At 44.6% G+C, this 12,491-nt stretch carries 13 protein-coding genes; 10 read left to right on the top strand and 3 right to left on the bottom strand.

Annotated elements, in window-relative coordinates; translation table 11 throughout:
- Positions 1 to 165: 165 nt before the first annotated feature.
- Complete coding sequence (locus VL20_RS23280) at positions 166 to 1,425, bottom strand: L-lactate MFS transporter (RefSeq protein ID WP_052277969.1); 1,260 nt, start codon at positions 1,423 to 1,425, stop codon at positions 166 to 168.
- A 167-nt stretch (positions 1,426 to 1,592) separates the two neighbouring features.
- A complete protein-coding gene (locus VL20_RS23275; protein WP_002752469.1) occupies positions 1,593 to 2,192 on the bottom strand; it encodes a peroxiredoxin in 600 nt (199 codons plus the stop codon).
- Positions 2,193 to 2,623: 431 nt separating this feature from the next.
- Here VL20_RS23275 and VL20_RS23270 point away from each other — a divergent pair, with 431 nt between their 5' ends.
- The 10 genes from VL20_RS23270 to VL20_RS23230 all read left to right on the top strand — a co-directional run bounded on the left by VL20_RS23270 (position 2,624) and on the right by VL20_RS23230 (position 11,761).
- Positions 2,624 to 3,091 carry a helix-turn-helix domain-containing protein gene (locus tag VL20_RS23270; RefSeq protein ID WP_052277968.1) on the top strand — a complete coding sequence of 156 codons (468 nt, stop codon included), beginning with the start codon at positions 2,624 to 2,626 and terminating at the stop codon, positions 3,089 to 3,091.
- Positions 3,092 to 3,098: 7 nt separating this feature from the next.
- Positions 3,099 to 5,717, top strand: a complete 2,619-nt coding sequence (locus VL20_RS23265; protein WP_052277967.1) for an ABC transporter transmembrane domain-containing protein — start codon at positions 3,099 to 3,101, stop codon at positions 5,715 to 5,717.
- Positions 5,718 to 5,719: 2 nt separating this feature from the next.
- Positions 5,720 to 7,174, top strand: a complete 1,455-nt coding sequence (locus tag VL20_RS23260; RefSeq protein ID WP_052277966.1) for a beta-barrel domain-containing protein — start codon at positions 5,720 to 5,722, stop codon at positions 7,172 to 7,174.
- 100 nt (positions 7,175 to 7,274) lie between these two features.
- Positions 7,275 to 8,009 carry a peptidylprolyl isomerase gene (locus tag VL20_RS23255; protein WP_052277965.1) on the top strand — a complete coding sequence of 245 codons (735 nt, stop codon included), beginning with the start codon at positions 7,275 to 7,277 and terminating at the stop codon, positions 8,007 to 8,009.
- Positions 8,010 to 8,066: 57 nt separating this feature from the next.
- A complete protein-coding gene (locus VL20_RS23250; protein ID WP_052277964.1) occupies positions 8,067 to 8,264 on the top strand; it encodes a type II toxin-antitoxin system MqsA family antitoxin in 198 nt (65 codons plus the stop codon).
- A gap of 467 nt (positions 8,265 to 8,731) precedes the next feature.
- Positions 8,732 to 9,052: a hypothetical protein gene (locus tag VL20_RS23245; protein WP_052277963.1), complete on the top strand. Its 321-nt coding sequence runs from the start codon at positions 8,732 to 8,734 to the stop codon at positions 9,050 to 9,052.
- Between the two features lie 197 nt (positions 9,053 to 9,249).
- Positions 9,250 to 9,408: a hypothetical protein gene (locus VL20_RS31925; protein ID WP_167341566.1), complete on the top strand. Its 159-nt coding sequence runs from the start codon at positions 9,250 to 9,252 to the stop codon at positions 9,406 to 9,408.
- Positions 9,409 to 9,555: 147 nt separating this feature from the next.
- Positions 9,556 to 10,911, top strand: coding sequence for a tetratricopeptide repeat protein (locus tag VL20_RS23240; protein ID WP_052277962.1), 1,356 nt, complete (start codon positions 9,556 to 9,558; stop codon positions 10,909 to 10,911).
- Positions 10,912 to 11,174: 263 nt separating this feature from the next.
- Positions 11,175 to 11,522 carry a hypothetical protein gene (locus VL20_RS23235; RefSeq protein WP_052277961.1) on the top strand — a complete coding sequence of 116 codons (348 nt, stop codon included), beginning with the start codon at positions 11,175 to 11,177 and terminating at the stop codon, positions 11,520 to 11,522.
- Complete coding sequence (locus tag VL20_RS23230) at positions 11,519 to 11,761, top strand: hypothetical protein (protein WP_002737863.1); 243 nt, start codon at positions 11,519 to 11,521, stop codon at positions 11,759 to 11,761. Before VL20_RS23235 ends, VL20_RS23230 begins: the two co-directional genes overlap by 4 nt.
- 308 nt (positions 11,762 to 12,069) lie before the next feature.
- On the opposite strand, the gene VL20_RS31510 is transcribed toward VL20_RS23230, so the two are convergent.
- Positions 12,070 to 12,291 carry a hypothetical protein gene (locus tag VL20_RS31510; RefSeq protein WP_162490495.1) on the bottom strand — a complete coding sequence of 74 codons (222 nt, stop codon included), beginning with the start codon at positions 12,289 to 12,291 and terminating at the stop codon, positions 12,070 to 12,072.
- Positions 12,292 to 12,491 lie beyond the last annotated feature (200 nt).

The raw sequence follows: 12,491 nt of genomic DNA, 5'->3' as shown, positions 1-12,491 counted from the left end.
CAATCAAAAAGTACCGGGCATGGGAGTGATCAGGGGGAAAATTCCGGGACTTTTTCCCTGAAAATTAGGTAATTGGCCCCCTCAAAATCGGTAAAACCCCACACCCCACACCCCACACCCCACACCCCACACCCTGCCACCACCGAAAAACTTTTTCAGCAGACCCTAGCTAGGATTTGATAAATGCGATCGCTCTCTTTTCAGTAAGGCACTAGCGAGAAAAATACCCAGTATTGCCAATACAGCCATAGCATAAAAAGCATAAGTGTAAGTACCGAACCAATCGCGAATTCTACCGGTTACTAAAGTTCCGATCAAAGCACCAACACCGTAGGCAGTAAAAACAATACCGTAATTTTGGGCGTAGTGGTCAGGATTAAAGAAGTGGAGAGTGGTAGCGGGAGCTAAGGCTAACCATCCCCCTAAACAGAACCAAAATAGACAAAAAGCCACTAGATAGCTAGTAACCGCCCCTTTTTCAGCCTTGACCATCAACAGACAACCGATCAAAATGAGTGTATAGGCCCCGATCGCTAGATAATGGGGTTTCCAGCGATCGCTTAACCAACCGAACAAAGGACGACTAATACCATTAAACAAGGCAAATAGAGCAACACTACTAGCGGCTAACCCCGGCTCAATCTGAATAATTTCCTCAGCGACAGGACTAGAAATACCGATGGCACTCAAGCCAATTAAAGCACCAATAGCATAGCAAAGCCATAAGCCATAAAATGAGCGACTTTTCAGCATATTCACTGGATAATTGGCCTGAAAGTCGGATTTTCGATTAGCTAAATTGGCGGGAGGTTGCCAGTCTTGAGGGGGTAACTTCATTGTGATCGCAATAATCACAATAATTATTGTAAAGATAATCCCCAAAAATCTTAAACTTGGTCTAACGCTATATTCATTGATCAATCGATTGGCTAAAGGTGCGGTAATCAGGGGAGAAAGGCCAAATCCGATGATGGTTAAACCCACCGCTAAACCTTTTTTGTCGGGAAACCAGCGCGCCACCACTGCCATGGGAACACCGTAAGCGATGCCGACTCCTGTGCCGGCAATGACTCCGTAGGTCAGAATAATTGTCTGGATCTGAGCGGCAAAACTAGCGAGAATATAGCCTAAACCGACGATAATTCCGCCGAGAGCGGTCATCCTGCGAGTACCTACCCGGGGGATAAAAAAACCGGCAATCGGCATAGAAGCGGCATAAAATACTAAAGCCACAGTGTAGGGTAATAGGCTTTCCGTGGCGCTGAGATTTAACTCTGTTTCTAGGGGTTTTCTAAAGATACTCCAAGAGTACACCGTCCCTAAACAGAGTAAAACACCCATTCCTAGAGGTATTAATAACCATCTACCTTTGGCTGCGGGTAATCCCAAAACTGTCAACTCGGAATCATAATTACTGGTAGTCATAGATCGCCGTGACTCTTTCTAGACTTGCTGGCCAGTATTCTAGATGAGATTATGGCTAATAGGGAAAATTTTCCCGAAAATTTTCCGATTAAAATAAGGGGTGAAATAATTCACCCCTTTAAAAGTCTCTCCCCATCTATAGCTGAGGGACTTCTGACGAACTTTAACTAAACTGCCGCGAAGTAAACTTTCGACTTCACAGGGTCTGGAACCATGGTAGCATCGCCTTCTTGCCAACCGGCGGGACAAACTTCATCCGGGTGGGATTGGACGTATTGAATCGCTTTCAGAGTGCGGAGGGTTTCATCGACACTGCGACCAAAGGAAAGATTATTAATAGTAGCGTGTTGGATAACACCTTCTTTATCGATGATAAAGAGACCGCGCAGGGATACCCCCGCATCAGGATCAAGAACATTGTAAGCGGTGCTGATTTCTTTTTTTAGATCCGACACCAACGGATAGGCCACATCACCGACACCGCCCGATTTTCTCTCGGTTTGAATCCATGCTAGGTGAGCAAATTCGCTATCGACGGACACCCCTAAAATCTCGGTGTTGATACTGCTAAATTCGCTAACTCGATCGCTGAAAGCGGTAATTTCCGTGGGGCAAACAAAGGTAAAATCGAGGGGATAGAAGAATAAAACGACGTATTTACCCCGATAATCCGATAATTTGATGGTTTTGAACTCTTGATCGAAAACGGCGGTCGCGGTGAAATCCGGCGCCGCTTGTCCGACTCTTAAGCAACCTTCGGCGGTCATACTTTTAATCTCCTTAATCTAGTTTCTGGGAAAATGCAACTATTTTTACATTCCTTAACAACTATATCATAGTCATAACGATTTTGAGTAATTGGCCGTTAGTTGGGGATTGGGAAGGTTGTCAGCTGTACTGAATTTAAACTGCATATTGGAAATTTTAGTACAAATGCTCAAACTGCCGATCCCTGCTCCCTGCTGCCCGCTCCCTTGCAGTCTTAACGAGTAATTTAGATAGTCAACAGCTTATCGGGCGAGAGAAAAAGAATTGAATAGACTCCATAATGTTCACTTTCGCAGCCACAATAGGAATTTAGGGACAGCGAAAGAGATCGTCACCCGGGGAAGTCAGCCCATTGTACAACTTAGTACATCTTTCTTGCCTCAACGCTCCGACCTGCTGCTGTCTGCTTTTACTTATAGTTGCAAAGGCTATGTCATCAAGCACCGGTAAATATCTATCCCCATCCCAACGTCAGCAACTTCTCGAAATCTTAACAGAACCAAATATCCCCGATATCGATCGCAAACGGATTCAAATCATTCTTTTCGCTGACGAGGGCAAATCCCCGGGCGAGATCCGTAAGCTTCTCGATTGTACTGCCGCCACCGCTAGTAAATGGATACTGATCGCCGAGAGTGGCAAGATCGATCACTGGCAGAAATACCGCCGCGGTCGCCCTTCCAAAGTTGATCAATTTTACCTCGATCGCCTCAAGGAACTGATTACTAAATCCCCCCGGGATTTCGGCTATTCCTTTAAGCGATGGTCGGGAGTTTGGTTAGCGCGGCATCTAGAGAAAGAATTCGGGGTTGCACTCACCCCCACCCACATCAATCGCCTCCGCAAACAGCTACAGCCGCTCCGCATCGTCGATCTTTCTCCTTCAGCCAAAGCTTAAAACAACTATGCTCGATACTCACAGCCTCGTCAATCCCTGGCCGGAATTCCTGTCCGAAACCCAGTGGCGGAGTCTCCAGAAAACGGCGATCGCCCTCTCTCCCGAAGCAGGTACACTGCCCGTACAGCCCGGATTATACCTAGTCGTTGGCGGCAAAGTTCGTATAGCGAACTCGCAGCAAAAAGAGATGATTGCGCTCAAAACTGGCGAATTTTTCGGAGAATTCTCCCTCTTTCCCCGATCGGGTTTTCTTCCCTACTCGGTTCGAGTCTCCGCAAAGGCGGAACTACTTCTTATCCCCGAGTCCGCCCTGAAGCCGATCCTGAAAAAACACCCCGCCCTGAAAAAAACATTACTACAACGGGCGCGGGAAATTGAGCAACTTCTTGGGACGAAGACAGAAGAAACGGACAAAAAAAGCGATCGAGCCTATTTCCCCTCTCCGGCGCGGCGGTTAGGTCACTGGATCGGGCAATCCCTCCGCCGTTATCCCTTCTTCGAGCAACAGTCCGCCTCCGATTGCGGGGCGGCCAGTTTAGTCATGATCGCCCGTTATTGGGGCAAAAGAATCAGCGTCAACCGTTTGCGGGAAATGGCCAACGTCAACCGCGACGGGGCATCCCTGAAGGGACTGATCACCGCGGCGGAAAATATCGGCCTCTCCACCCGTCCGGTAAAAGCGACTCTAGAGGGATTAGGGAAACAGCCCCTACCGGCGATCGCTCACTGGGAAGGCAAACACTTCGTTGTGATCTGGAAAATTACCCCCAAACAGGTGATTATTGGCGATCCGGCGATCGGGCAATTAACCCTAAGTCGTGCCGAATTCACCAGTAAATGGACGGGATTCACCCTGCTGCTCCAACCGAACCAGAAATTTCGGGACACGAAAGAGGATAAAACCTCTCTCTGGCAGTTTTATCGCTTACTGGAACCCCATTGGTTCGTACTGCTGGAAATTTTCGTCGCCTCGCTCTTTATTCAGATATTCGGCTTAATTACGCCGATTTTCACCCAGTTAATCCTCGATCGAGTAATCGTCCAGGGGTCCTTAACCACCCTTTGGGCGATGGGTATCGGTGCGCTAATTTTCGGGGTTTTTAGGGTAGCAATTACCGGTTTACGCGCCTATCTCCTCGATCACACCGCTAATCGCATCGATACGGCATTAATCACCGGTTTTATCCGCCATACCCTCAGCCTTCCCCTCGGTTATTTCGAGTCCCGCTATGTGGGCGATATTATTTCCCGCGTCGGGGAAAATCGCAAGATTCAGCGTTTTCTCTCTGGGGAAGCTCTCTCGATTTTACTTGACTTATTAACGGTTTTCGTGTATGTGGCGGTGATGTTCCGCTATAGCTGGCAATTAGCCCTGATCAGTTTAGCGATCGTGCCACCGTTCTTTCTGCTGGCGTTAATTTCTACCCCTTTTCTCCAGCGAATATCCCGGGATATTTTTCAGGCGATCGCTAAGGAAAGCAGTTACCTGATCGAGATTTTAACCGGTATTCGTACCGTCAAATCTACTGCCACAGAGCGATCGACCCGTTGGCACTGGGAAGACCTTTTCTCGGTGGAGGTCAAGAAAAATTTCTCCGGGCAGATCATCGGCAATAATCTCCAGATATTCAGTAATCTGATCGAATCTTTAGCGACGACGGGGTTACTCTGTTTCGGTGCCTATCTAGTGATTCAAAATCAATTATCGATCGGACAACTGATCGCCTTTAATATGCTTTTTGCCCAGATCATTGCGCCTTTTCAACGCTTAACCGTTCTCTGGACGCAATTTCAAGAAGTCAATATCGCCGTCGAGCGCATTAACGATGTACTGGACGCGAAACCGGAGGAGAATTTAGAGGAACTTTCCCGTCAGTTTCTCCCAGAATTACAGGGACATATTCGCTTTGAAAATGTCACCTTTCGCTACCACACCGACAGCGATCGCAATATTTTAGAAAACCTCAGTTTTGAGATTTTACCCGGTCAAACCGTTGCCCTCGTCGGTCGGAGCGGTTCGGGAAAAACCACGATCTCGAAATTGCTGATCGGCCTCTATCCCCCCACCGATGGGAAGATATCGATCGACGGTTACGATCTGAGTACGATCGCCCTCAGTTCCCTCCGGCAACAGGTGGGAGTCGTCGATCAAGATACTTTTCTCTTCGGTTCCACGATTCGGGAAAATATCAGTTTAGGACATCCCGATCGCCCCCTAGAAAATGTGATCGAAGCGGCGAAATTAGCGGGAATTCATGACTTTATTCAATCACTGCCGATGGGGTACGAAACCCAAATCGGCGAGGGTGGAGGGCTACTTTCCGGGGGACAGAGACAACGGATCGCCATCGCTCGATCGTTGATGGGAGAGCCGCGGTTATTAATCCTCGATGAAGCCACTTCCCACCTCGATACCGAATCGGAACGGATTATTCAAACAAATCTCCAGAAAATTCGGCAGAATCGCACGATGGTGATTATCGCCCATCGCCTCTCTACGGTGCGGAACGCGGATTGTATTCTCGTTCTCGATCGAGGGGTATTAGTCGATAGTGGAACCCACGAAGAATTAATGGCCCGTCCCGGTATTTACCGTAATTTGAATTCTAATCAATTGAGTGAATAACTATGACAACCAATCTAGACAGAGAGCGCGATAACTGGTCTTTCCATACCAAAGAATTGATCGATACTTTACCCCTACCCTGGACGCGTGGTTTACTCTATTTTCTGATTATTTTCGTCTCGATCATTCTCCCCTGGGCGATATTCTCAAAAGTCGATGAAACGGGTGTCGGTCCAGGAAAACTGGAACCCCAAGGGGAAACAGTCAAACTCGACGCAATCACCGCAGGAGAAGTGGAAAAAATCTATGTCCGTGAAGGCCAAGAGGTGAAAGCAGGACAACCGATTTTAACCCTAGATTCCTCATTAATCGGCAAGGAAATACAACAAATCGAGGAGAAAATAGAAGGACAAAAAAGCCGTCTTTCCCAACAGAAACTTGTCAAAAGTCAGTTAGAGATTTCTTTAACCACCCAAAGCCAACAAAATCGCGCGGCAGCAGCGGAAAAAGAAGCCTCGATCGAACAAGCGCGGGAGAATGTGGACGCATTAATCAAGAAGGCCAAAATATCCCTAGAAGAACAACAGGCGCGGGTAAATCAAGCGAAAACCGCCCTCGCACAAAGTCAGACCGATTACCCGATTCTCAAAAGTCGTTATGAAACGGCTTTAAAAGAAGTCGATCGCTACCGAAAAGCGTGGGAGGATGGCGCGATATCGGAGGTGCAATTCATCGAGCGCGAGGACAATGCCAAGGAGCGCCAACAACTCTACGAGCGGGGAAAAGCGGAGGTAAAAGAAAATCAACATAAACTAGCGGAATTAAAAAGTGCCTACCGTCAGACGAGTCAACAAACGAGCGCGGATATCGCCCAAGCGCGTCTGCAATTACAGGAGCGGCAGCGGGGTTATCAAAGTCTCCGCCATTCCAACGAGTTGGCACTCTTAAGGATACAGGAGCAGATTAACAATCTAGACACGGAGATCGCAACACTGGCATCGGAAATCGCCCAAAGCGAGAGCCAACGGCAAGCGCTCCAAATCCAACTAAGTCAGAGGGTTTTAAAGGCGAATACCGACGGCACAATCTTTTCATTACCGATTAAACGCGCGGGTGCGGTGGTGCAGTCGGGAACGCGGGTTGCGGAGATAGCACCGAAGGGATCGCGGTTTATTCTCAAGGCAGAAATGCCCACGGATCAAAGTCAATTTCTCCGCGCCGGTATGCCGATAAAAGTCAAGTTCGATGCCTATCCTTTTCAGGATTACGGCATTATCGGCGGCAAGATCACCAAGAAATCACCGACAGCACTCGAAAAGGAAACGCCAAACGGAAAAATTAACGTTTTCGAGCTAGAAATTCAACTCGATCGCTCCTGTATTCAAAAGGGAAATCAATGTATTCCCCTCAATCCGGGAGATACGGCTACCGCAGAAGCGATCGTCCGTCAGCGTCGGGTGATCGATTACATCCTCGATCCCTTTAAGGATCTACAAAAAGATGGGTTAAAACTGTAGTTTTTTTAGGTATCAAAGCCAAATTACTTACACCCCTCCCTAACCCTCTTGCCTATCTCAACTAGGAAATTAATTTCGCACAACTGTTTAAGGAGTCATTATGTCGCATAGTATCACCATCACCAATCAAGACCTTATCCAACAGCTTAAGCTATCGGGGAAAGTTCCCGAAATGGCCGAGGGAATTATCGCTCGGAAAATCATCACCGAAACCGCCACGGAAGCGGGGATTAAAAACACACCTGACGAGTTACAACAGGCGGCTGATCAATTCCGTCTCGCCAATGAATTACATAACGCCAAAGATACATGGAATTGGTTGGAAAAACAGGGCTTATCCCTAGATGATTTCGAGGAGATCGTTCAATTCAATTTACTATCGGGTAAATTAGCCGAACATCTTTTCGCAGACAAAATTGAATCCTATTTTGTGGAACACCAGCTAGATTATACTGGCGCGGTGATCTATGAGGTAGTGTTAGCAGATCAGGCGATGGCGGAGGAGTTGTATGAATCGATTCAGGAGGAGGAAATCAGCTTTCAGGAAGTAGCGCATCGCTATATCGAGGATGTGGAATTACGACGCAAGGGAGGTTATCGCGGTACTGTTTACCGTAAGGATTTACGACCGAATCTTTCGGCCGCAATTTTCGCATCGGATTCTTCTCGATTGTTGAAACCGCTGCAAGGCGATCGAGGTTTTCACCTGATTTTCGTTGAGGAAATCCTTAAGCCAAAATTAACCGAGGAGTTGGCTTTGCAAATCCGTGCCGAGTTGTTTAACGGTTGGGTAAAGGAGAAGATTCAGGAAATAAAATACGAGTTAAGTAATTAATTGTGGACGGGGTGGGTAATACTCACCCCGCAAACGTAGCAAGTGAAGATAAGAACTATGGAATGTGTGATCTGTAAATATGGTACGACTCGATCGAGTTTTGTTACCGTTACTTTAGAGAGGGATAATTGTATCGTGATTTTAAAACAAGTCCCTGCGGATATCTGTCAGAATTGCGGGGAGTATTATTTAAGTGAATCCGTAACGGCAGAGGTTTTACAGAATGCTGATCGCCTATTTTGTAGGTTGGGCTGACAACGGAAACCCAACATCATCCCCCTATTATTCTTCATGTTTTGTGTTGGGTTGCACTTCGTTTAACCCAACCTACGGATTATTTTACTATAAAATTAATACAATATGGATTAATAAAATACCAATAATCCGATTATTATTGAGTGAGCTTATTCAGCATAAAAACCAACAAAGTGATTTTTAATACATACACTTTTAAAAATTACTGAATTTATTCATTAACAGAATTCCCAGTTAATAAAAAAAATAAATAGTGCTTGCTGAATAATGATAAAACCCTTTTAAAATAAGGCTTTTGACCTGTTAAAGTCTGATGTTCATGCTGCGAAAATAGGATTGTGACCTTCAAAAACTTGGCATTATCCTTCTTGTGGTACGCAAGCTAGTACAAAAAGGAGGGCAACAAAGCCTGAAACGACCGACGACCGGCTACTGAATCCTGACTCCTAACCCCACCAACAAACTTTTTGCCGCAAATCCTAAATAACTCAATTAAGTTAGCTTGGTTGGTTCTCTTTGCTTCCAACAAGACAGGTTCAGAGTTTTTTGTACATAAATTACTTATTTTTGTTTCTTTAAATAGCTTGGAAGCCCGTTGTTTAATCGGTTTTGATGTAAGGATTCAGGCCATACAAAAAGCAGTCAAACTCATGCTGTGTAAGCATTTAGGCGAATTATGTCCAAATCCTCATTCTCATTCAGAAACCCTGAAAGCCTTAATTTTCGTGCTTATTGAGAATGAAACTGTTAGTTTAGCGAGTTCTGAGATTTTAGAAGCCGCTCTGTGACTGCATTTGAGGCACCTGAATCCTTACGTTTTGATGATGTTTTTGTAAAAAATAGTCTTTCAAAAAGAACATAAATAACTAAATTATGTTCTTTTTGTTCGATTTTGATAGTTGATCTGGTGTTGAAAAATTGTTATGGTTTTCTTGAATCAATAATTTGATTCATTCATTTAGCGAAAATTTGGAGAATACATCTCATGGCTAACATCAAAATCAACGAGATCAAAAACACGGTGACTGACGAAATTATCGAACTTCGCACCGATGCCGCTAACGACAGTCAAGAAAGCATCACCGCTTTTAAAACTTTGCGTCAAGTGGTAGGCGGTTGTTGTTGTTGGTGCTATCCTTTCTAGGTGTAACTGATTGATAAAATACAGAGATAAATCAGTATTTTATCTTTTACTTCTCCTAGTTTCCACGGTAGTTCAGCCAAACAAGATACTCCGTTGACTATCGTGGAAATACCAACCAGATAAAGATCGCATTTCTTGAGAATATGTATGCTATTTTTAAACGATTTTCCGATCACTTGGAGCCATCGTCCTTATTTCGATCTTAGTCCCTATCAATCTGGTGCTTGGCATATTCAGGGAATTGACTATAGTTATCGAAATCTTGTCTCCGAAGTACGAGATACTAATACGTCATCTGTTACCCCGGTTGCTCTCGTTCACCCCGCTTCTTTTCGAGAGCAATTGATTCGAGAGACCGGTCTTTTTCAATACCCAATTAACGATCCTCTCACCCTCCCCGATGAGTTGAGAACCGAACGTTGGAGAGTTCTTTGCGAGCATTTAGAGCATTATCGTGAGCTTTCACCCGCTACTCAACTGAAAACAATTAATTTATTATCGAGTTTATGCTTTCATGAAGCGATTATTCGCTATATTCCCGCAATTACTGATGAAAACATTGGCAGAGACCCCACGTTCGCTAGATTAGCTTACAGCCTGGCGATGTCTAAAATCCTTTGTCAAGAAGATATCGGTACATCAGAAAACCTGGAAGATTTTCAACGAATCGTTCAATACGCTTCTAAAGAAAGCCTGGTGGTTTTCGGGGCAGCCGTAGAATTAATCGTTTTGCAGGCTACTGCCTTTCGAGATATAGCCGCAGTCGCCTATTGGCGAGAAGTAGCCAAGGAGGCACTCTCTCACTTCGAACCTTCCCTCGATCGTTTCGATTTTAAACATTTAACCAGTGCTTTCCAGCGTGCGGCTGTTTTCGCTCCACTTCTGCGGGGTGAGCGAGAAACGGTTGTCCGTGAAATGGATCTCTGTCAATCCCTAGCGGAAGAACTAACTCGCGAGTGTAAAAACGAGAGCGAACGACTTTCCGCCTACGACAATCTAATAACGGTTTTCGAGAGCCGAACAAAAGAAGCTCTCTGGTTAGGCGATATTGATCTCGCCGAAGAGAGAGCGAAGAAAATGGTGGCGATGGAACCTCTTTACTCTCGTTATCGCCTGAAACTGGGGGAAATTTTACTAAAACAAAATAAATTTGAAGAAGCGGCGAAAATCTATCGTTCTGCCACTAGACTCGGCCCACCTGGAATGGCGATCGCTTGGTTTATGGCAGGCCAATGTCACGAACGATTAGGAGAGATAGACATCGCCTGTGATTGCTATCTAGCTTCCCTACAGATGGATGAATTGGGTATCTCCGCCGTCGAGAAAATTAACAAATTGGCCCCCCGGCTAGGTAACTCGATGCTGACCGATTGGAGTACCATGCGTCTAGAACAATTACGGGAACAACAGGGAGGTATGGTCTCTAAAACGAAAACTTCCTATATTCCTGAAGCCGCTTCTGCACTGAAATTAGCGGGTGAACGCGAACTCTCTCAAATTTAACTCAAGGCGATCGCAGATCTGGTAGGTTGGGTTGACGCAAGGAAACCCAACAATTCCCCTAAAACTTACCGAAAACTCAATTAGGCAAAATCGTCTTACCACAGAAGTGATGCAAGAAACTCAGATAGAGTTTGTTCGCTCCTATATTGATGCGGGTGAGTGTGGACTGACCCTGCTAAATAGACCTCTCCAATAATTGTCAAAATAAGAGATGAAGCCCTTACTAAGAGCTTATCAAAAATCTTTTCTGGAGAGGTATAATAGTGAAGAATCAACAGTTGGTAGCTACTAAGGCTGTTGATGAAGTGGATGATGTGACTAATGTGAATGACCCATATAATATTGCCAAACAAGGGGGTAAGCACTCTGGATTCTATAACGAATATGCCAAAAAGCCAGACTCTCAAATCCGAAAAGGAATTGAATCTATAAACAAGCAAATTTCTGAACATCAAAAAAAGATTGAAGCTCCCCAAAAATTTATACCTGATTTTGATAATCTTGATCCTAGACAGCAAAAAGCTCTTCCCGATAAATGGCAAAGTGGCATAAATCGGCAGAGCGAGCAAAAGACTATACTAGAAGGCCTACTCAAGGAGAGAGGGCTATGAACACAGAATCTGTTAACTTTATCAAAGATCATGCACTTATTCTCAAAGAAAAGTACAATGAATCCCTCGCAAAAATTAACGAAGCTGACATAAAAGGAGAGGACTCTTCTTTCTATAAAGGACAAAGCCTTGCTTATTATGATGCTCTTGATTTGATCAAGTCTCAGGTAGAAGCATTTGGTTACAACTCGAAGGAAGTCAACCTGGTTGTTCCTGAATTTGGCAAACAAGCAACTTAGCTATTAAGGTATCAGGTGCGATGCCGAAGGCACTGCGTAGCAGTACGCCTATCTTGCAAGGTTGGGTTGACAACGGAAACCCAACATCATCCCCCTATTATTCTTCATGTTTTGTGTTGGGTTGCACTTCGTTTAACCCAACCTACGGATTATTTTACTATAAAATTAATACAATATGGATTAATAAAATACCAATAATCCGATTATTCTTGAGTGAGTTTATTAAGCCTAAAAACAAACAAAGGTATTTTTAATACATACACTTTTAAAAATCTCTGAATTTATTTATTAACAGAATTCCCAGTTAATTAAAAAATAAATAACTTAATTAAGTTAGCTTGGTTGGTTCTCTTTGCTTCCAACAAGACAGGTTCAGAGTTTTTTGTACATAAATTACTTATTTTTGTTTCTTTAAATAGGGCTTGCTGAATAAAGGTGAAATGTAGGCAAGGTAAGGGTTTTGTGGCTTTTCTCGCTCCCACAGGTGCAAGATTTTGAGAGAATCGTGCTTCAAAACCTTGCGTCTTCATCGGCCCGCGTCCTGTAGGGGCGAAGCATTCGGATAAAAAATCTACGGTTTCACCGATAGGTTATTGCCCGAATGCTTCGCCCCTACTTTTTCAGCAAACCCTAAATAGCTTGGAAGCCCGTTGTTTAATCGGTTTTGATGATGTTTTCGCAAAAAACAGTCTTTCAAAAAGAACATAAATAACTCAATTATCTTTTTTTT

Origin of the sequence: Microcystis panniformis FACHB-1757 (genome assembly GCF_001264245.1) — a bacterium.
Classification (GTDB): domain Bacteria; phylum Cyanobacteriota; class Cyanobacteriia; order Cyanobacteriales; family Microcystaceae; genus Microcystis; species Microcystis panniformis.
This window is presented reverse-complemented; position numbering and strand designations above follow the sequence as displayed.